Source organism: Cobetia marina (genome assembly GCF_001720485.1).
GTDB lineage: Bacteria > Pseudomonadota > Gammaproteobacteria > Pseudomonadales > Halomonadaceae > Cobetia > Cobetia marina.
Map to the genome: position 1 here is coordinate 2,393,337 of NZ_CP017114.1, position 20,966 is coordinate 2,414,302.

14 protein-coding genes are annotated in these 20,966 nt (G+C 62.9%); 10 read left to right on the forward strand and 4 right to left on the reverse strand.

The window, feature by feature from the left end; all coding sequences use genetic code 11:
- Nucleotides 1-160: 160 nt before the first annotated feature.
- Nucleotides 161-661 (reverse strand): ribonuclease HI, encoded by a 501-nt coding sequence (gene rnhA / locus BFX80_RS10090; RefSeq protein ID WP_240499529.1) that lies wholly within the window; start codon nucleotides 659-661, stop codon nucleotides 161-163.
- A gap of 191 nt (nucleotides 662-852) precedes the next feature.
- Nucleotides 853-1,698: a methyltransferase domain-containing protein gene (locus BFX80_RS10095; RefSeq protein ID WP_077376780.1), complete on the reverse strand. Its 846-nt coding sequence runs from the start codon at nucleotides 1,696-1,698 to the stop codon at nucleotides 853-855.
- Between the two features lie 420 nt (nucleotides 1,699-2,118).
- Between BFX80_RS10095 and gloB the strand changes: the two genes are divergently transcribed.
- The 10 genes from gloB (at nucleotide 2,119) to BFX80_RS10145 (ending at nucleotide 16,523) form a co-directional block, all read left to right on the forward strand.
- Nucleotides 2,119-2,907: a hydroxyacylglutathione hydrolase gene (gloB, locus tag BFX80_RS10100; protein ID WP_084208773.1), complete on the forward strand. Its 789-nt coding sequence runs from the start codon at nucleotides 2,119-2,121 to the stop codon at nucleotides 2,905-2,907.
- 177 nt (nucleotides 2,908-3,084) lie between these two features.
- Complete coding sequence (locus BFX80_RS10105; RefSeq protein WP_084208774.1) at nucleotides 3,085-4,503, forward strand: LysM peptidoglycan-binding domain-containing protein; 1,419 nt, start codon at nucleotides 3,085-3,087, stop codon at nucleotides 4,501-4,503.
- Nucleotides 4,504-4,874: 371 nt separating this feature from the next.
- Nucleotides 4,875-6,770, forward strand: a complete 1,896-nt coding sequence (locus BFX80_RS10110) for an extracellular solute-binding protein (protein WP_084208775.1) — start codon at nucleotides 4,875-4,877, stop codon at nucleotides 6,768-6,770.
- A gap of 170 nt (nucleotides 6,771-6,940) precedes the next feature.
- Nucleotides 6,941-8,029, forward strand: coding sequence for a microcin C ABC transporter permease YejB (locus tag BFX80_RS10115; RefSeq protein ID WP_084208776.1), 1,089 nt, complete (start codon nucleotides 6,941-6,943; stop codon nucleotides 8,027-8,029).
- 1 nt (nucleotide 8,030) lies between these two features.
- Nucleotides 8,031-9,140, forward strand: coding sequence for an ABC transporter permease (locus tag BFX80_RS10120; protein WP_077376794.1), 1,110 nt, complete (start codon nucleotides 8,031-8,033; stop codon nucleotides 9,138-9,140).
- Nucleotides 9,141-9,148: 8 nt separating this feature from the next.
- Complete coding sequence (locus BFX80_RS10125; RefSeq protein WP_084208777.1) at nucleotides 9,149-10,792, forward strand: ABC transporter ATP-binding protein; 1,644 nt, start codon at nucleotides 9,149-9,151, stop codon at nucleotides 10,790-10,792.
- Nucleotides 10,793-11,085: 293 nt separating this feature from the next.
- Nucleotides 11,086-12,396, forward strand: coding sequence for an imelysin family protein (locus BFX80_RS10130; RefSeq protein WP_084208778.1), 1,311 nt, complete (start codon nucleotides 11,086-11,088; stop codon nucleotides 12,394-12,396).
- Between the two features lie 206 nt (nucleotides 12,397-12,602).
- Nucleotides 12,603-14,075, forward strand: coding sequence for a di-heme oxidoreductase family protein (locus BFX80_RS10135; protein ID WP_084208779.1), 1,473 nt, complete (start codon nucleotides 12,603-12,605; stop codon nucleotides 14,073-14,075).
- 86 nt (nucleotides 14,076-14,161) lie between these two features.
- The gene (locus BFX80_RS10140; protein ID WP_084208780.1) at nucleotides 14,162-15,319 is read left to right on the forward strand and encodes an imelysin family protein; all 1,158 of its coding nucleotides are present in this window, start codon (nucleotides 14,162-14,164) and stop codon (nucleotides 15,317-15,319) included.
- A gap of 16 nt (nucleotides 15,320-15,335) precedes the next feature.
- Nucleotides 15,336-16,523, forward strand: coding sequence for a DUF1513 domain-containing protein (locus BFX80_RS10145; RefSeq protein ID WP_164850333.1), 1,188 nt, complete (start codon nucleotides 15,336-15,338; stop codon nucleotides 16,521-16,523).
- Between the two features lie 136 nt (nucleotides 16,524-16,659).
- Here the strand turns inward: BFX80_RS10145 and BFX80_RS10150 are convergent, their stop codons facing one another.
- On the reverse strand, nucleotides 16,660-18,723 hold the full coding sequence (locus BFX80_RS10150) for a TonB-dependent siderophore receptor (RefSeq protein WP_084208782.1): 2,064 nt from the start codon (nucleotides 18,721-18,723) through the stop codon (nucleotides 16,660-16,662).
- A 348-nt stretch (nucleotides 18,724-19,071) separates the two neighbouring features.
- Nucleotides 19,072-20,829, reverse strand: a complete 1,758-nt coding sequence (locus tag BFX80_RS10155) for a multidrug ABC transporter permease/ATP-binding protein (protein ID WP_084208783.1) — start codon at nucleotides 20,827-20,829, stop codon at nucleotides 19,072-19,074.
- Nucleotides 20,830-20,966: the final 137 nt, after the last annotated feature.

Here is a 20,966-nt window from a genome sequence, read left to right on the forward strand (position 1 = left end):
TGGTGAACGGGACCTGGTGAACGGGTCCGGGTGAACTTGGCTCTGAAGACACTGGTCCTGATGTATCCGACGCTGGTGCTTCTGACGCTGAGGTTTGTGACTTAGTGGCGTCTGACTCAGTGACACCTGACTCTGAGCTGCCGGGCCAGTGGCCGCGTGCTCAACGGCGTGACTGCATCTCATCGATCGCTTCATTGGCAAGGCTATCGGCACGTTCATTGCCTTCGTCGCCACTGTGGCCCTTGACCCAGCGCCACTCGATATCATGACGCTGACTCTGTTCCAGCAACGCCTTCCACAGCGCCTCATTCTTGACCGGATGCTTGGCAGCCGTCTTCCAGCCGCGCTTGACCCAGCCATGGACCCACTTGGTGATGCCATTCTTGACGTATTCGGAGTCCGTCCACAGCACCACGTCACAGCGCCGGGTCAACGCCTTCAGGGCCTCGATGGCGGCCATCAGCTCCATGCGATTGTTGGTGGTGTCCTGTTCGCTGCCCTTGAGTTCCTTGCGATGCTTGCCACTGACGAGAATGGCTCCCCACCCTCCCGGGCCGGGATTTCCCCGGCAGGCACCATCGGTATGGATGACCACCCGAGGGCTGGGGGCGGCTGAGGAGGCATCATTGGCGAGATCGGACGAGGAGACACTGTGACTCACAGGGGAACACTCTTGGAGAAAGGACAGGACACAGGCAATGACACGACGCGACGTCACTTCGACGCGGGCTTGCTGCCAGGGCGACATTCTAACCGCTCATGCCGGATAGCGGCAAAGCGACCTGTGTGTCCTTACAGTCCATGTCAGCCCACCTGGCGACACGGACGGCGTGTCGGCATGCCCTGCACGGCTCACACCTTGCCCGAGTCATCCGACGAACGGGAGTCATGATTGTCGCGTGAATGCAGGCGGGTCACCTGCCCGATGGCGACACCGGGAATCGCCACGCGTGAGCGCTTGGCATTCAGAGGCTGCACGTACCCGACATTGCGACGGGCCCGTATCAGCATCAGGCTGCCCAGAGGCAGGTTGTAACGGCGTCCCATCCGTTCGAGCCAACCATGGCGCAGGCGCAAGCCAGGCAGATGAAATCCCGCGTAGTCGATACGCTCGATCTCGAAGTCCACGAAGGCCAACCAGTCCCTGAGCGCCGCCGGGGTGCGCCAGCTGCCTTCCCAGGGAGTGATGTGCCGCCGCCGGGGGTCGAGGCGCAGCAGACCCTCCCCGGACATCGGCTGCCAGGCGACGATGATCAGACAACCGCTGGAGCGCAGGACACGCGCCGCTTCGCGCAAGAGGCGATGGGGTTCCGGCGCGACCTCCAGCAGATGATGGATCATCACCATGTCCATGCTTTCATCTGGCAGGGCCAGCTGAGTGAGCGGGCAGATGAGGGTCGATGGCGACTGGGCCAGGGCGGGCTCCGGCGCCCAATGGATGGCATGCCGGATGGGAGACAAGGAGAGCAGGTCATTGTCTCCCGGCCCCAGACACAGACTGTGGAAGCCGAAGCAACGCTCGAACAGCGGCGTCAACATCTCGCGCTCGGCGATGAGAATGTCCTTGCCGTCCGCCCCTTCAAGAAAGGCGCGCATCGCTCGCACGTGGGCGCCCAGCAGCCGCGCGTGCTGTCGGCGACGCGCTTCCGGGGTGAGTTGCGCAGCGGAATCCGCCCCGCGTGAGCGACTTTTCCACATCCCTGCATCTCCCGTCTCTTTCATGGGGGAGCGCCCCACGCGCAAGCAAGATGTCACACACTTCTACATTCTCACACCACAAGAGGTTTGACACTTACCCGCTTGCTCGGCAGGCTTTACGCCTTTGCATGGCGATACGTCAGCCGCTTGCGCGCTGCCAACGCCAGACACCCCGGAAAAGAGCGGCGATGAACGCCCCGGGCTGTCCGATGAGAAATCGCATCGTCGATGCCACGCCAAAACCTCCGTGAGCAATGGCCTCGACATCACTTGAAGACATCGTATCCACCATATGCCTGGCGAAGGCTTGCGCCAATCGCCAGCGGGACGGAACTGCCAAGTTCTTTCATTCGGTCACGTCACCGGCAGCCTCCCCCGTCACGCAATGGGATACCGACACGACAAGAGTACCTGACCACCATGATGAGCGTTACGCCCATAGCGGCCTTTCAGGACAACTATATCTGGCTGATCCAGAGCGACGACAGCGACACGGTTGCCGTCGTCGATCCGGGTGATGCCACACCGGTGATCGAGGTTCTGGAAACCCGCGGCCTGACTCTGGACACGATTCTGATCACTCACCACCATCAGGATCACACCGGCGGCCTCCCCGAGCTGATCAAGCGCTACCGCCCTCGCGTGGTCGGCCCGCACAACCCGGCCATCGAGGGAATCGATGTGCGTGTCGCCGATGGTGACAGCGTGCGCGTGCAGGGACGCTTGTTCGATGTCCTGGAAGTGCCCGGCCACACACTGGACCACATCGCGTTCGTGAGTGCCGGCATGCCGGGGCTGCTGTTCTGCGGGGACACCCTCTTCAGTGCGGGCTGTGGCCGTCTGTTCGAAGGCACACCAGAGCAGATGCACCAGTCACTCACGCGCCTGACATCACTCCCTGAAGACACCCTCGTCTTCCCGGCTCACGAGTACACCCTGGCCAACCTGGCATTTTCCCGCGCGGCGGAGCCTGACAACACGCAACGCGATCAGGTGATCGCCGAGTGTGAGCGCGCCCGCGAGACCGGCCGCCCGACCCTCCCGAGTCGCATCGCGCGTGAAAGACAGATCAACCCCTTCCTGCGCAGTGATGACCCCACCTTGCAACAACGCTTGCTCCAGCAAGGACGCCTCACTGCCTCAGAGGGCCAGCCCCTCACGTCACTGGCAGCCTTCACGGCACTGCGCCAGTGGAAGGACAGCTTCTAGACCCGCTGACCGCGCGCCTGCCCACGACCTGAAGATGGGCAGGCGTCTCGCGTGACAGCGGGTCGGGTTCTCGTGATCCCGATCAGCCCCCGCAGTCACAGTTTGCGCCGGAATGTCCGGCATGCTGAGCCCGTGTCGTGCCCATCCGACGCAGGCTCGCCAAAGAGTACTCCGTCAATGCATCAGCAAGACCTCCGTACCGACGACACCTCTGTCATCAAGACATCTGCCGCCGACACGCCGGCCCGCCTGCCACTGACTGCTGAACGTCTGCGTTACCTGATTCGCCTCGCCTCCCTCGGAGCCGGCCTGTGCCTGCCGCTGATGGCGACCCCTGCCAACGCAAGCTCCCGGGCGCTCGACGACCTGACACCCACCAGCGTGCATCAGAGCGCTCCTCTGAATTTCATGCAAGCCATCGATGCGGTGCCCGCGCGCTACGATGATGTGTGGGAGCGCCTGCGTGCCGGCTATCAGCTGCAGCAGGACACCGGACGCCCTCGAGTACGCAAATGGATCGACTGGTATGAAGAGCACCCGGAGCACGTGGAGCGTATCGCCGAACAGGCTCGCCCCTGGCTGCGTTACGTGACGCGTCGCACCGAGGCGCGCGGCCTTCCAGCCGAACTTGCCCTGCTGCCTTTCATCGAGAGTGCCTATGATCCGGATGCCGCCCACCCCGGCGGCGCCACCGGCATGTGGCAGTTCATGCCCCAGACCGGCGATGCCATGGGCCTGACCCGCAACCGCTGGTACGACGGCCGCAAGGACGTCCTGATGGCCACCGATGCCGCATTGGATTATCTGCAGTCCCAGGGCGAACGCTGGTACGACGGAGACTGGGAGCTTGCGCTGGCCGCCTACAACGCCGGCGCCGGCACCGTGAACCGCGCGCGCCGACGTACCGGCTCAGGGGATGAGGATTACTGGAACATCAAGCTGCCCAGCGAGACCATGGAGTACGTGCCCAAGCTGCTGGCGCTGGCTGCGGTGATCCGTGAACCCGAAGAGTACGGCCTGAATCTGCCGGCGATTCCGGACACCCCGGAAATCGCCGCTGTCGATACCCGGGGCCAGCTTGACCTTTCCGTTGCCGCCAGACTGGCTGGCATCAGCGAAAGCGAGCTGCGCACCCTGAATCCCGCGTACAAGCGGTGGGCGACAAGCCCGGGAGACAGCTCGCTGGTGATTCCGGCCACGGCACGTGACACCTTCCTCAGCAAGCTTGAGACCCTGCCGCAAGAGACCCGCGAAAGCTGGGCGGAGTACCGTGTCCAGCGTGGCGACAGCCTGTCGGTCATCGCCCGGCGCAGTGGACTGACACTGGCGGAGCTCAAGCAGAAGAATCGCCTGAGCGGCAACACCATCCGGGTCGGTCAGCCTCTATTGGTGCCTGACGCCACTCGCGGCGTGGCAGCGGCGCAACTCGCAGAAGCCAACGGCCTCAAGAAGGTGCGCGTCAAGCGTGGCGATTCGCTGTCGGTGATTGCGGCGCGTCACAATGTCACCACCCGCCAGATCGCGCGTTGGAACAAGCTCTCTTCCGCCGATTATCTGCGTCCGGGCCAGATGCTGACGCTCTACAGCGCCAACTGAGCGCCATCGCCTGCGCAGCACCTACGCAGCACGTACGCAACATCAAGACGCCCCCGCCATGCTCCATGGCGGGGGCGTCTTGATATCAAGCACCTGTCAGCCTGGACTCCTCCAGCACTCGGAGACCGACACTCGGTGGCCGACACCGCGAGGCAACAACAGACACTGAAACGCCGGCACTGACACCAGTCAGTCGCCCTCGTCGTGGTCGAACAATGGTCGATAACGGGGAACTTCGATACTCTTGGCGAGGTCGATGCTTGCGGACCCCCTGGCAGTGAGTTGACTTGCCGGCCTTGTGTCCACCAGTGCCGCCCGACATTGTCACCTGGCCCTTCGCGCCATGATCCCCCATTCAAGGATGTCCTTTGATGCAGGCTGCTTCTCTTATCCCTCGGCATGCACGCCTACTTCGTGCACTGTGCCTCGGGGCTCTGATTCTCTCCGCCATTGCACCGGCGCATGCATCCTCATCGCGGACCACTGATCAGAAGACTCCCGTGGCCCCCCTGGACGTGCCGACCGTGCACGGACTGGCCATCTATGGCGAACCGGCACATCCGGCAGGCTTCACGCACTTCCCCTACGTGAATCCTGATGCCCCCATCGGCGGACGCATGACTCGCGCCGCCATCGGCAGCTTCGACTCCACCAACCCCTTCATCCTCAAGGGCAACTCGGTGGCAGGGCTCAATTATTTCGGCGGGTTGATCTATGACACCCTGCTCACCCAGTCTGCCGATGAACCCTTCACTGAATATGGCCTGCTGGCCAGCGGGATCCGACTGGCAGAAGACCGCAGTGCCATCGAGTTCGATATCGATCCCCGCGCACGCTTTCATGATGGGGAACCCGTCACCGCCGAGGATGTCGTCTTCACCTATCGTCTGCTGATGAAGGATGGCCTGCCCTTCTTCAAGAGCTACTACCACGATGTCACTCGCGTCAGCCTGATCGACACCGATACCGTTCGCTTTGACATGGCCCCCGACGCCGCCCGCGAGCTGCCCTTGATCATCGGTCAGCTGCCGGTACTGCCCGAGCATTACTGGAAGACACGTGATTTCACCCGCGCCACGCTGGAACTGCCGCTTGGCTCAGGGCCGTACCGCATGGCCTCGCTGGATGCCGGACGCCAGGTACGCTATGAGCGTGTCGCGGATTACTGGGGCAAGGACCTGCCCGTCAACAAGGGGCGCCATAACATCCAGACACTGGTCTATGACTATTACCGCGACCAGAGCGTGTCGCTGGAGGCCTTCAAGGCCGGCAGCATTGACCTGCATGTGGAGAGCAGCGCCAAGAACTGGGCGACGGCCTATGACACGCCTGCGCTCAGAGACGGGCGTCTGAAGAAGCTGGAGGTGCCGGACAGCAATCCTGCCGGCATGCAGGGCTTCGTGCTCAATGAACGCCGCGCGCGCTTCCAGGACCCGCGGGTACGCGAAGCCCTGGCACTGGTCTTCGATTTCGACTGGGTCAACCGCAATCTCTTCTACGGCGCCTACCAGCAGACCCACAGCTATTTCGAGAATTCGGACATGGCCGCGAATGGCCTGCCTGAAGGACGGGAACTGGCCCTGCTTGAGCCGTTCCAGGACCAGTTGCCCGCCGCCGTCTTCCGCGACCCGCTGCCCATCGATGAGCCCACGGAACTGCGCCCGCGGCTGCGCAAGGCACTCAACCTGCTTCGGGACGCTGGCTATCGCGTCGCGGATGGCCAGCTGGTCAATCATGAGACGGGCAAGCCGCTGACACTGGAAGTCCTCAACTACGACACCCAGTTCGAACGGGTCATCCAGCCGTGGATTCGCAATCTGGCACGCATCGGCATCCAGGCGCGTATCCGCACCGTCGACGTCAACCAGTACATCAATCGTCGGCGAAGCTTCGATTTCGATGTCGTGGTCGGCAGTTACCCCCAGTCCAACAGTCCCGGCAGCGAACAGCGCGAGTACTGGACGAGTGATTACGCCGATGTCGCCGGCTCGCGCAACCTGATCGGCCTGAAGAGTCCGGTCATCGATGCACTCACCGATGCCCTGATCCAGGCCCAGACCCGCGAAGACCTGCTGAGCGCCACACGAGCACTGGATCGCGTGCTGCGCTGGGGCTTCCATGTCGTGCCGCAGTGGCATCTCGCGGCGACTCGCATCGCGCTGTGGGACAAGTTCGGCTATCCGCAGCCGTTCCCGGAGTATCTGCTGAGCCTGGACAGCTGGTGGATCGTCCCCGGGGCTGAGGCTGATGACGAGTCAGACGACTGAAACACTCGCGTGAAGATGGCCAACTGCCGCGCATCCCTCGGCATTGGCCAGCACGACCGACATGGGGCGTCTGCAAGGCCCGCCCCGGCGATTGCTCAACCATGAATGAACACGATGCCATCTGGACCGCCCCGCACAGGGCGGCCGCATGACACGCAGGGAGATTGCTCTTGGGTGCCTATATTCTGCGCCGAGTCCTGTTGATGATTCCGACACTGCTTGGAATCCTGTTGCTGAATTTCCTGATCGTCCAGGCGGCTCCCGGCGGGCCCATCGAGCAGCTGATGTCGCGTCTTGACGGCCTCAGCGCCGGGGCCAGCACACGGCTGAACAGTGGGGGTGGCGATGGCGTCACCAGCGGCTCCGGCACCAGTTCCACCTATCGCGGAGCCTCGGGAGTCGACCCGGCCCTGATCGCCGAGCTGGAGCAGCAATTCGGCTTCGACAAGCCCGCCTGGGAGCGCTTCCGCGACATGGTGGTCGACTACGCGCAGTTCGATTTCGGCGACAGCTTCTTCCGCGACCGCCCGGTGATCGACCTGATGCTGGAGCGACTCCCCGTCTCGATTTCCCTGGGCCTGTGGACGACGCTGCTGGTCTATCTGGTGTCGATTCCACTGGGCATTCGCAAGGCACTGGTGCATGGCTCACGCTTCGATGTCTGGACCTCGGGTGTCGTCATCGTAGGCTACGCGATTCCGGGCTTCCTGTTCGCGATCCTGTTGATCGTGGTGTTCGCCGGCGGCAGCTATCTCGACTGGTTCCCGCTCAGGGGGCTGACCTCCCCGGATTTCGAGGAGCTCTCGACGCTTGGCAAGGTCCTCGATTATTTCCATCACATCGCCCTTCCCGTGCTGGCCTCCGCCATCGGCAGCTTCGCCACCCTGACGATGCTGACCAAGAACAGCTTCTTGGACGAGATCCACAAGCAGTACGTGCTGACGGCACGCGCCAAGGGGGCCAGCGAGAACCGCATTCTCTACGGACATGTCTTCCGCAACGCCATGCTGATCATCATCGCGGGGCTGCCGGCGGCGCTGGTCGGCATCTTCTTCACCGGCTCGCTGCTGATCGAGGTCATCTTCTCTCTCGATGGCCTGGGCCTGCTGGGCTTCGAGGCGGTACTGCAGCGCGACTATCCGCTGATCTTCGGCACCCTGTACCTGTACACCCTGATTGGCCTGATCCTGAAACTGGTATCAGACCTGATGTATGTGTGGATCGACCCGCGCATCGACTTCGCGACCCGGGAGGCTTGAGATGCGTCACGACACACCCCTTCAAGGGGAGACCAACGTCGTCCAGGACGTGCCGGAACGCCTGCACCGCTCGCGCCTGTCGCCCATCACGCGGCGGCGTATCACGGCGTTTCGTGACAACCGGCGCGCCTGGTGGTCACTGCTGATCTTCGGCGTGCTGTTCATTCTGTCGCTCGGGGCGGAACTGATCGCCAATGACCGCCCACTGCTGGTCTCCTATCAGGACGAGCTCTACCTGCCGATGCTCAAGGAGTATCCGGAAACGACCTTCGGCGGCTTCCTGCCGACCGCCACGGATTATCGCGATCCCTATGTGATCGACGCCATCGCGGCGCAGGGCTTCATGCTCAACACCCTGATCCCGTATTCCTATGACACCCTGGATCTCAACCTGGGGTCTCCCGCGCCTTCGGCTCCCAATGCCCGTCATTGGCTGGGCACGGATGACCAGGGACGGGACGTGCTGGCGCGCGTGATCTACGGCTTCCGCCTGTCGGTCCTCTTCGCTCTGGTGCTGACCGCCGGTTCCATCGTGCTGGGCGTGCTGATCGGTGGCGTTCAGGGCTATTTCGGCGGCAAGGTCGATCTGATCGGGCAGCGCTTGATCGAGATCTGGTCTGGACTGCCGGTGCTGTTCCTGTTGATCATCCTGGCCAGCATCGTGGAACCCAATCTCTGGTGGCTGACCGGCATCATGCTGCTGTTCTCGTGGCTGGGGATCGTCGATATCGTGCGCGCCGAATTCCTGCGTGCGCGAAATCTGGAGTATGTGCGCGCGGCCCGCGCCATGGGCCTGCCCTCACGTCTCATCATGTGGCGTCATGTACTGCCCAATGCGATGGTCGCCACCCTGACCTTCATCCCCTTCCTGTTCACGGGTGCCATCACGACCCTGACCGCGCTGGACTTCCTGGGCTTCGGGTTGCCGGCAGGCTCCCCGTCGCTGGGCGAACTGGTCGCGCAGGGCAAGAACAATCTCCAGGCCCCCTGGCTTGGCATGACGGCATTTCTCAGTCTCGGCATCATGCTGACCCTGCTGGTCTTCATCGGTGAAGGGCTGCGCGATGCCTTCGACCCACGTCATATCAGTGCCCGGGAGCAGGACGCATGAGTCAGTCAATGCATGAAGCCACGACAGCAGCCAACGCCGAGCCGCGCTCCCGGGATCACTGCGTGCTGCGGCTGGACGATCTCTGCATCCGCTTTGGCAAGACACCTGTCGTCAGGCATCTGTCGCTGGACGTGAAACGCGGCGAATGTCTGGCCATCGTCGGCGAATCCGGCTCGGGCAAGTCAGTGAGCCTGCTGGCAAGTCTCGGCCTGCTGCCGGGGCATGCCCATGTCACCGGCACGCGGGAGTTCACCACGCTCGAGGGAGAGAGGCTGGATCTGTCAGCCCTGACGAGCCGCCAATGGCAACGCGTGCGCGGCAACCGGATCGGCTTCGTGTTCCAGGAACCGATGACATCCCTCAACCCCCTGGCCCGAGTCGGCGACCAGATCAGCGAGAGCCTGCGGCTGCATCAGGGCCTGCGTGGCCATGCGGCACGCCAGCGAGTGATCGAGCTGCTCAAGCAGGTTCAGCTGCCTCGCCCGGAAGAACTCCTCGAGGCCTGGCCGCATCAGCTCTCTGGCGGTCAGCGCCAACGCGTGATGATCGCCATGGCGATGGCCAATCAGCCGCCTTTGATGATCGCCGACGAGCCCACCACGGCGCTGGACGTCACGGTGCAGCAGGACATCCTCGCTCTGCTCGACAGGCTGCGGCGAGACCAGGGCATGGCCATGATCCTGATCAGCCATGACCTCAATCTGGTCCGCCGCCATGCAGACCGCGTCATCGTGATGCGGGAAGGCGAATGCATCGAGCAAGGGCCGGTGTCAGAGGTCTTCGATTCTCCCAGCCACCCGTATACCCGCGAACTGCTGGCCGCCGAGCCTGAAGGGGTGGCCGCGCCACTCGACCCTGAGGATGCGGGCACGCCCGTTCTGGAAGCACGTGATCTGGAGGTGCGCTTCTCGCGTCCTCGCAAGCTGTTCCAGAAACGTCCAGCGGATTTCATCGCGCTTCAGCCGCTGGATCTGACCCTCGCGCGCGGGGAGACGCTCGGGATCGTGGGCGAGTCGGGCTCCGGCAAGACCACCCTCGCCCTGGCGCTGTTGAAGCTGCAGGCCGCACGCGGTGAGATTCGTCTGGAGAATGCCCGTATCGATACGCTGGATCGCAACGCCCTGCGTCACAAGCGACGCCAGATGCAGATCGTCTTCCAGGACCCCTATGGCTCGCTCTCACCGCGCATGCCCGTCACGGACATCATCAGTGAAGGCCTGCGCTTTCATCAGCCTGAGCTCTCAGAGGACGAGGTACGCCAGCGCGTGACGCAGGTCATGCGCGAGGTCGAGCTGCCTGCCGAGTGCGCCGATCGCTATCCTCACGAGTTCTCCGGCGGGCAACGCCAACGCATCTCGCTGGCCCGCGCCCTGATTCTCGAACCTCACCTGCTGGTGCTGGATGAACCCACCTCGGCGCTGGATCGCAGCGTCCAGAAGCAACTCATCGCTCTGCTGCGCGATCTGCAGGCGCGTCATGGCCTCAGCTACCTGTTCATCAGTCATGATCTGGCCGTGGTGAGGGCTCTGGCCCACCGCGTGATGGTGTTGCGCGAAGGCAAGCTGGTGGAGAGCGGAACGACTGCCGAGGTACTGGGCAATCCGAGGGAGGACTACACGCGGGCCCTGATCCAGGCGGCAGGACTGACGTGACAGTCCCGCTTGCCACTCAAGGGCGCGCCCGCCACCAAGGCAGCGGAGGCCTCGTCCCTCATGTGGCGAGTCTCGAGAAGACAGGCATCCTGCATTGCACTGAACGCACTGCTGAGTTGCCTGACTGACTCTGGACGATTGCAAATAATAAAGGTTCTCAATATGATTCCGTCAGAGGTGGGCCACGCGACACCGCGCACGACATGACACCTGTCACCTGTCACCGTCGCGTCGAGCCTTCACGACATCGCGTCACGCGATCTGCATAATAAAAGACTGTTCAAGGGAACCTCATGTCCGCACATTTCCACCCTATCGCTCGCAAGCCGCTGGCTGCCGCCATCGCGCTCTCCGTGGCACTGATCGGCTCTGCCGCCCAGGCGCATGAAGGCCATGCACACGATGATCGCAAGGTGAGCGCTGAAGCCGTCGTTGACCAGTACGCCAACGTGGCCCATGCCACCTACAGCGATGCCCTGGCCAGCGCCAATGCCCTGCGCGCCGCCAACGCCGCGCTGATCGAAGCTCCATCCGAGGCGACGCTTGCCGAGGCTCGCACTGCCTGGAAACAGGCGCGCGTGGCGTACCAGCAGAGTGAAGTCTTCCGCTTCGGCAATGCCATCGTCGATGACTGGGAAGGTCAGCTGAATGCCTGGCCGCTGGATGAAGGCCTGATCGACTACGTCGAAGGCGACGGCTATCAGGCGGAACTGGGCAACCCGGGCGCCAGCGCCAACATCATCGCCAACGACAGTGTGCAGATCGGTGCCGACAAGATCGACACTACCGAGATCACCCCGGAGCTGCTGGCCTCCCTGAACGAGCTGGGCGGATTCGAGGCCAACGTGGCCAGCGGCTACCACGCCATCGAATTCCTGCTCTGGGGCCAGGACATGCATGGCTTCGAGCCTGGCGCAGGCGAACGTCCGGCGTCGGACTATGCCAAGGGAGAGGACTGCACCGGCGGCAACTGTGACCGCCGTGGCGCCTACCTGCTGGCGGCCAACGACCTGCTGATCAATGACCTGGAATACATGGTCGGCCAGTGGGCACAGGGCGACAAGGACAACTATCGCGCCGAGCTGACCTCCCTGCCGGCCGGTGAAGGCCTCGAGAAGATGCTGTTCGGCATGGGCTCCCTGTCACTGGGCGAGCTGGCCGGTGAGCGCATGAAGGTCGCGCTGGAAGCCAATTCCTTCGAGGACGAGCACGACTGCTTCTCCGACAACACCCACTACTCGCACTTCTACAATGCCAAGGGCATCCAGAACGTCTATGAAGGCACGTACGTGACGCTGGATGGCCGTACCTTCGAAGGCCCGTCATTGCACGCACTCGTCGCCCAGAATGACCCGAAGCTGGCCGAGAAGATGCACGAGGCGCTGGACACCACCATGGGCCAGCTGCAGGTGATGGTGGATACGGCAGACGCCGAAGACGGCATGAAGTTTGATCAGATGATCGCCCCGGGCAATGCCGAGGGTGCCGAGATCATCAATGCCAGCATCGAAGACCTGGTCGCGCAGACGCGCCTGATCGAAGAGATTGCCAACGACGTCGGCATCAGCGGACTGAAGGCCGATACCGCAGATCACGAATTCTAGGCACTCACCCGAGATTGCCAGGCCATGGGCGGTGATGAAACCGCCCATGGCCGCGCAGCCCCCTCGCCCGAACCTGTCTCGTACAGGTTCGGGCGTTGATGCTTTCGTGCCAGCATTTTATGCGCGCCTGCTAATTCTTCAGAGTGCCTTGCCCGAAGGCCACTGATGGACTCGCAGCCTGACCGCGCAAGCCAGGACCTACATCGATGCCACACGTCATCCCGAAACACCCGATCCTTCACGCGTTGTCGCTTGCCATCGCACTGACCGCCCTGCCCCAGGGCGTGGCACAGGCCGCCCAGACACCGCTGACCGTCAGCGCCTATCTGGCCGCATTGCCACTGCAGGACACCGCGAAGAGTGGTGGCGAGGGCAGCGTGCGCAAGCACGATACCAATGCCTATTCCCTGCCGGCCAAGAACCTGAGCTTCGATCAACGTCTGTCCTTCAGCGTCGGCAACAGCTTCTTCAAGAGCCCATGGGTGATCGCGCCCGCCAGCACCACCGCTCGCGATGGCCTCGGTCCGCTGTTCAACACCAATGCCTGCCAGAACTGCCACGTCAAGGATGGACGCGGCAGTCTGCCGGCCGAGGGCGACCCCTCGGTGGGCCTCTTCCTGCGCCTGGGCATGCCGGACAGCCACGAGGACAGCTGGAGCGATGAGGAGCGTGAATTCCGCCGCATCGCTGGAGTGATGCCGCACCCCGTCTATGGCACTCAGCTGCAGAATGCCGCGGTGCCCGGTATCGAGCGCGAAGGCCGCATGCAGGTCGTCCATGAAGAGATGCCCGTCCCGTTGGCGGATGGAGAGGTCGTTCTGCTGCGCAAACCGCGCTATTCCCTGGTCGAGGCTGGCTTCGGCGACCCTGGCCCCATTGCACTCTCACCGCGCCTTGCCCCGGGCATGGTAGGCCTCGGGCTGCTCGAGGCGGTCAGCGAGGAGACCTTGCTCGAGTGGGCCGACCCGCAGGATGCGGATGGCGATGGCATCAGCGGTCGCGCCAATACCGTCTGGTCACTGACCGAGCAGCACGAGGTCATGGGGCGTTTTGGCTGGAAGGCCGGCCAACCCGACGTTCGCCAGCAAAGCGCCAAGGCGTTCGCCGGCGACATGGGCCTGACATCGAATCTGGTCAGCTCCACCGATTGCACGCCGGTCCAGAAATGCGCAGACCTGCCCAACGGGGGCACCATCGAGGTGGAAGACAACGTCATGGACAATGTGGCGTTCTATTCGCGCAATCTCGCCGTGCCGACACGACGTGACCTCGATGACCCGACGGTGCGCGAAGGCGAGCAACTGTTCCGGGAGCTTGAATGCGCCAGCTGCCACCGACCACGCCTGACGACCGCGTCTGGTGGTGTGGCCGCCCAACTGGCTGACCAGACGATCTGGCCCTACAGCGACATGCTGCTGCATGACATGGGCGATGGCCTGTCAGATGATCGCCGCGAATTCGAGGCGACCGGCAATGAGTGGCGCACGCCGCCACTCTGGGGGATCGGCCTGGCGCAGACGGTCAATCCCGCGACGGGCTTCCTGCATGATGGACGCGCCCGCACCCTGCTTGAAGCCGTGCTCTGGCATGGCGGGGAAGCCAGGGCCAGTCGAGACAAGGTCGTGGCGTTGCCGACTGACCAGCGGCAGGCGCTGCTGCGCTTCCTGGAATCGCTCTGATCTCCACTCAGCCCCTACCCGCCAGCCGACTCTGGCACGCCCCCGACTTTCGCCTGGCGTGCCGTTCTGACAAGGAATCCCGCGACATGTCCCGTGACACCTTCACCTCTGCTGCCATCCCGATGAAACCTTTCACGCGCAAGCCCTCGCCCCTGGCGCTGATGACTTCCGCCATGACCCTGCTGGGCGCCGCACTGCTGTCGACGAGCACACTGGCGGCATCGGACTCTTCTAGCGCCAACACCACCAGCGCGGACGCCGTCAGCCAGTTTGCCGCTGACACTTTGAGCGAAGCCCACCAGCAGCTCGCCAACCGCCTGACGCAGCTCTCGCAGCACAGCCAGGCGTTCTGCTCCGCCGAGGGTAACGTGACGCTCGAGACGCTCAAGGAGGATTGGCGCAGCGCCATGCTGGGTCTGAATCAGGTCAACTGGGTCGAGATGGGCCCCATCCTGCAGAATTCTCGCCAATGGCAGCTGTATTTCTGGCCGGACAAGAAGGACCTGGTGTCAGGCAAGACACGTGCCCTGCTCGCTGGCGATGCCCCGATCACGGCCGATGGCCTGGCGGAGCAATCCATCGTCATGCAGGGGCTGGGCAGTGTGGAATTTCAACTGTTCGATGCCCGCTATGCCGACTCGCCCCTCACCGCCAACACGCGGCGGTGTGAGCTGATGACGGCCGACACCGCCTACGCCGCCAGCACCGGCAAGACGCTGCTCGAAGAGTGGCAGCAGTTCGCGCCACACCTGGCCGATGGCACTGGCGCCTTCAGCGATCCACGTGACGCCGTGCTTTCCCTGGTACGCGCGATGACCGTGCAGCTTGAGGCCATCAAGGACCGCAAGCTGCGCCGCCCGATCGGGCTCGACAACGGCGGCACGGCCAACCCCTACGCGGCAGAGTCCTGGCGTGGCGGCATGGGGCTTGCCAACATCGGGGCGACGCTTGCGATGATGGAGACGCTCTGGCTCGGCAATGACGAGGTCGCAGGCATTCAGGGCTACCTGAATCAGCAGGTCGACCCGCGCATGGTGGCCTCCACCACCGGAGACTTTGCCGATGCGCGTGACGCCTTCGCCGCCCTGCCGGCGGATCTTGCTGGCATGTTGCGCGACGACCCGCGCAATGGCGATCTGCAGCAGGCCATGATCCACCTCGAGACCCTGCAGGCAGGCTTTGCCGATACCCTCAACCCGGCACTCGGGCTGTCTCTAGGCTTCAACAGTACCGATGGCGATTGATTCGGGAGTGAAGCACGTGAACAAAGCAGGACATGGCATGCTGGATACCCATCCAACGGAGGCACGTCAGCGCCGGCGACTGCTCAAGGCATTGGCCTGCACCCCGCTGCTGGGGTTACCCGGCGGCGCGGCACTGGCCGGTGGCAACAATGCCGCCAGTGCTCGAGGCCATGTGCCAGCCGGGGTGGCCATCTCGGCCTGTGACGATGACACGGGGCAGCACTTTGCCAGCTGTACCAGTTACCAGGGACAGGAACGCTGGCGTCAGCCCATCAAGGAACGCGCCCATGGCGCCACCCGCCATCCTCACAAGCCCTGGGCACTGATCTTCGCCCGGCGCCCCGGCACCGAAATCAATGTCTTCCACCTCGAGACCGGTGAGCGGATCACGCGCATCGAAGCCGCGCCGGACCGCCACTTCTATGGGCATGGCGTGTTCAGCCCGGATGGCGGTCTGCTCTACACCACCGAGAACGCCATCACCTCCGGGGAAGGCCGTATCGGGATCTACGACATGCATCGCGATTTCGCGCGACTTGGCGAGTTCGCCAGTGGCGGGATCGGCCCACATGAGATCCGTCTGCATCCGGACGGTCGGCAGCTGATCATCGCCAATGGCGGAATTCTCACGCGCCCGGAGACCGGTCGCGTGAAGCTCAATCTGGAGTCGATGCAGTCCAATCTGACGCTGCTGGATCGCGTCTCGGGCGAGATTCACTGGCAAGGCGAACCATCGCATCATCAGCTGTCATTGCGTCATCTGGATGTCAGCCGCGATGGCACCATCGTCGCGGGGTATCAGTATCAGGGACCTGCCTCGGACCATCACCCCCTGGTGGTGATGAAACGCCCCGCCAGCGAGACCTTGCAGGAATTGCCGCTACCGCTGGAATACGTCCCTCAGTTCAAGCAGTACATCGCGAGCATCGCCATCGCCCCCGAGGGCCACCTGGCGGTGGCCACTGCCCCCAGGGGCAACCTGATCACGCTGTGGAACCTCGAGACCGGCGAGCTTGAGACGACACTGGACTTCGCCGACTGTGCGGGGGCGCTGGCAGTACCGGCCACTCAGGAGACTCCCGCGGGGTTCGTGGTCAGCAATGGTCGCGGAGAATGGCTGCTGATCGATGAGGACGGGCTGCCGGCGCTGGGGCCGGTGCGCCTGGCCAATACCCACTGGGACAACCATCTGGCGTTGATGTAGACGGCGCATCACGGGATGACCACTGCTCCAGGTCGCGGGCGAGAGTGTGGCACGCGGCAGGAAACGACAACGCCCCGCAGGCGGATGCCTGCGGGGCGTTGTCGTTCAAAAGGACATGATACAAAGGCGCAAGGAATCAGAAGCGATAGCTCAGACTGCCGATGATGCTGCGGGATTCCCCGTAGTAGCACCAGTAGCTGCAGCTGGCGACATATTCCTTGTCGGTGAGGTTGCTGACATTGACCTGAGCGCTCAGCTCGCGGGTGAAGTCATACCCGACCATCGCATCGAACAGCAGATAGTCGGACACGGTGGCATCGCCATCCACCGATTCGCCGACATAACGGGCACCCGCCCCAAGACGCAGCCCCTCCAGGGCACCACGCTCGAAGGCGTAATCCAGCCAGCTGGAGGCCTGGTGGCGCGGTATCAGCGGGGCACGCACATCGTCTTCCAGACGCGCATCGGTATAGGTATACGCCGAGGTCAGCTTGAGATGGTCCGTCAGATAACCGACCATTTCCAGCTCGAAGCCACGCGACTGACGCTCGCCCTCCTGCACCTGGATTCCGCCGGTGGTGACCAGCGTATTGTCTTCGGTGAGATCAAAGACAGCCGCCGTCACGTAGCCATCCCAGCCGGCGGGCTGGTACTTGGCGCCCAGTTCCCACTGGCGTCCTTCGCGAGGCTCATAGAGCGAACCGCGATCATCGGTCGCGCTGATCGGCTCGAAGGATTCGGTATAGCTCAGATAGGGATTGAGGCCGAAGTCACTCAGGTACATCACCCCACCTGACCAGCTGATCTCGTCATCATCGGAGCGCTCACGTGACCCCGTCGTCTGATTGACGTTCTCGGTCTCGGCCTGGTCGTAGCGCACCCCCGCCAGCAGTACCCACTTGTCGTCGATGCGCAGCTGATCCTGCACGTAGAGGCCGATCTGCTCCTTGTCGATATCGCGCCGCGTGATCTGGTCATCGCTCAAGGCGGTGTAATTGCCGTATTGCGGGTCAAACAGATCGATCGGATCGCCGAAGGCATAGTCATCCGCTTCCTTGCCCGACAGGCTCAGATTCTGATAATCCACGCCCAGCAGCAAGGTGTTCTCGGTGCGCTCGCCATACCACTTGCCGATGGCCCGATTGTCGACGGTATAGCTGTCGATGGTGCCCTCGCGGTACAGCAGCCCCCGCTGTCCCTCGCGCGCCGAGGACTGATAGAGGATGTAACTGCTGATCAGGTCGAGATCCAGCTGGCTATAGCGGAAATCCTGCTCCAGCGCCCAGGTGTCGTTCAGCTGGTGGCGCAGCTCATACCCCAGGGAGGTCTGGGTACGCTCATCCTTGTCATACCCCGGTTCGCTGTAGTTGGTCTGCGGGTCCACCTTGCCGAACGGCGTATCATCATGGGTGCCATAGGCCAGCTTGAAGGCATTGGTAGGGACGCCATCATCCTTCTGGAGGCTGGCGAGCAGCGTCAGCTGGGTTGCCTCCGAGATGTCCCAGGTCAGACTCGGCGCGAAGTAGTAGCGCTCGTTCTCGGTATGATCCAGATCCCCATCACGTTCGCGGTACAGCCCGACCAGACGATAGCGCACATCCCCGTACTCGCTCAGATAGCCACTGGTATCAAGCCCCGTCTGGCGCAGACCGCGATTGCCGACCTGAATCTGAATCTCGCTCTGCGGCTCATCGGTGGGGCGCTTGCTGATGGCGTTGATCAACCCGCCGGGAGGCGCCTCACCATAGAGGATGGAAGAAGGTCCCTTGAACAGATCGACCCGCTCCAGGCCCCAGGTCTCCGGCAACCACTGATAGAAGCCTTCACGGTAGATGCGCAGGCCATCCTGATAGGTGGATTGATCAAAGCCACGCACCTTGAACCAGTCGGTATTGTTGTCGGACCCATAATGGCCAGACAGGACGCCGGCACGGTAACGGAAGGTTTCATCGAGCTGCTGGACGTTGCGCGTGTCGAGCTCTTCGCGATTGACCGTCGAGACCGGACGCGGTGTCTCCACCAGTGGCGCATCGACTTTCAGTGCCGTGCCGACCACGACCATGGTGTCATCGGTCTCGGTGGCCAGCGCGCTGGCCGACTGTGACAGGAGCCCTGCCGCGATACAGAGCCGTATGGCATGCGACAGAGGGGCGAGTGCCGGCCGGACAGGTGTCTGCCGTGATGTTGGATGTCTGGACATGTCGTGTTCCCTTGCAACGATCGTTGTGTGGTCAATCTCCCCTTCCGTCTCGTGGCGTCTCTCACTGGCACGCTCATGGCGAATACGGAATGGAATCAGGATGATTCGTATTCATCTAATGTGAACCGTGGTGACACACCGTTCTGCATGCACCAGCATGCAATCCCGAAAATGGCGCGTCTGACCGACTGCAGCACCCCGAGGGCGATTCACGCTGCAGCCGGGCATCATCCCTGATACATCACATGAGACCGCCTCCGGGGCTCACGTCCTGTCACTGCCTGTCTGGTGATGTCGGAGGAAATGAGCGACCGCGGCCGCCCCCGCCGCCACCCCGAACGGGTTGTTTCAGGCTTCATCCAGACGCGCGACGGCATCCTGGCTGATGCGATCACGCTGGGCGCCCGACAACTCCTGCAACGTGCCGGCGCGCATCTCGAACAACCTGTCCGCCTGCGCGAAATAATGATCATCGTGACTGATGGCGAAGACCGTCTTGCCCATCTCGCGCAGACGTGGCAACAGATCGCGATAGAAGATACGGCGGAACTGCGGGTCCTGATCTGCCGCCCATTCATCCAACAACACGATGTCGCGACGCTCTGCCACGGCCATCAACAGCGCCAGTCGCTTGCGCTGCCCTTGAGACAGCTCGGTGTTGATCACACGGTTCTCCTCGAGCACCAGCTTCTCGCGCATCTGCAGGTAGTCGATCCACTGCGCGATCAATGCCGGATCTGCCGGCTCACCGGTCGGCCCCAGCAGGCGATCGAACTGATGGAAATCAGTGAAGACCGCCGAGAACTGCTGACGCCAGGCTTCCCGCTCGTCTTCTCCTATCGGGTGCCCGTCCCGCAGAAGTGAGCCTGATGTCGGCCGATAGAGGCCGGTCAAGAGCTTGGCCAGGGTCGACTTGCCGCTGCCATTGCCACCGATCAGGAAGACCAGCTCTCCACGCCTGAGGGTAAGATCCAGCGGGCCGACGCAGAAGGCCTGCGCGTCGTTGTGCGCAATGTCCTGTCCCAGGGTCTCGTGGCCGGCGTAGCGGAAGCAGACACCCTGCAGACTCAAGGTCTGCCAGTCAGACCCGGCCGACGAGCCTGCGGCTGACGCATGTCCCTGCGGCGGTGCATCTTGAGGAGACGCGAAATCGGCGTTGACCGGTGCCAATGCCAGCTTGCGCAGCTTGGCAAAGGCCACATCCGCCCCCAGCAGAGTCGGCAATGCCCCCACGGCCTGGATCAAGGGCGTGCGCAGAAACAGCAGCGTCAGGGAAAAGGTTGCGGCGACTTCACCGCTGGCCCAGCCCAGGCCATTGGCCAGATAGAAGACGATGCCGATGGCACCCAGCATCATGATGTTGGAGAAGTTGACGGCGCTCAGGTGGTAGGTATCCGCGCGCACGACGTGATGGCGATACTCTTGGGCATTGACGCTATAGCGGGTGTCGAAATAGTCACGCGCACGGGGTCGATTGAGCGCCAGCTCCTTGCGCCCATCGATGACCGCCTCATAGTCGGCGTACAGGCGACTCTCCGCTTCACGCACCTCGGCCAGGTGGCGATAGACTCGCGTGACCAGCCAGCTGCCCCCCATGATGGTCAAGGTCACCCAGATGGCGGTGACCAGCATCATGCCGGGGGATAGCCAGCCAAGATAGAACACGGCTCCGAGGGTCAGCACGATGCCCTGCACCAGTTCCGGCAGGCGCACGAACGCCAGAGTGATGTTGCGGATGTCACTCGACAGACTCGCCAGCAGATTGGCACTGCCCAGCTGCTCGAGCCGCTCGATATCGGTATCGAGGATCTGCTTGACCAGACGCCCGCGCAGTCCGTGCACGAAATGATGCCCCAGCGTCGTCAACGCCAGTTGTGCCCCCAGGGTAATCGCCAACAACAGCAGAATCAGTCCGAGAAACTCCGGAAGCACCCCGACATGGGCCGCAAGCCCCTCGTCCAGGGGGACGGTGGCAGAATGCGCGATGAGTCGCTGGTTGATATAGGCAATGACACCGATTCCCAGCCCTGCACTGACAAGGCTCAGAAAGATCACACCAAGAAAGGACCAGCGATAATGGGCAAGAACCACTTTCAGTAACGTCACACCTGCTCCCGGGCACCATGGCAATCAGACCGCCACCAGAAGGCGGCGACGCAGCTCATGTGACTGCGCCGACAGGAATCTTACGGCGCGCATACTTTAATGCAAGAAATAATGAGAAATATTATCACTACGAAATG

Coding starts and splice junctions, on each gene's coding strand:
- BFX80_RS10095 (WP_077376780.1), bottom strand. CDS start 1,698: ATGTGGAAAAGTCGCTCACGCGGGGCGGATTCCGCTGCGCAACTCACC.
- gloB (WP_084208773.1), top strand. CDS start 2,119: ATGATGAGCGTTACGCCCATAGCGGCCTTTCAGGACAACTATATCTGG.
- BFX80_RS10105 (WP_084208774.1), top strand. CDS start 3,085: ATGCATCAGCAAGACCTCCGTACCGACGACACCTCTGTCATCAAGACA.
- BFX80_RS10110 (WP_084208775.1), top strand. CDS start 4,875: ATGCAGGCTGCTTCTCTTATCCCTCGGCATGCACGCCTACTTCGTGCA.
- BFX80_RS10120 (WP_077376794.1), top strand. CDS start 8,031: ATGCGTCACGACACACCCCTTCAAGGGGAGACCAACGTCGTCCAGGAC.
- BFX80_RS10125 (WP_084208777.1), top strand. CDS start 9,149: ATGCATGAAGCCACGACAGCAGCCAACGCCGAGCCGCGCTCCCGGGAT.
- BFX80_RS10130 (WP_084208778.1), top strand. CDS start 11,086: ATGTCCGCACATTTCCACCCTATCGCTCGCAAGCCGCTGGCTGCCGCC.
- BFX80_RS10135 (WP_084208779.1), top strand. CDS start 12,603: ATGCCACACGTCATCCCGAAACACCCGATCCTTCACGCGTTGTCGCTT.
- BFX80_RS10140 (WP_084208780.1), top strand. CDS start 14,162: ATGTCCCGTGACACCTTCACCTCTGCTGCCATCCCGATGAAACCTTTC.
- BFX80_RS10150 (WP_084208782.1), bottom strand. CDS start 18,723: ATGTCCAGACATCCAACATCACGGCAGACACCTGTCCGGCCGGCACTC.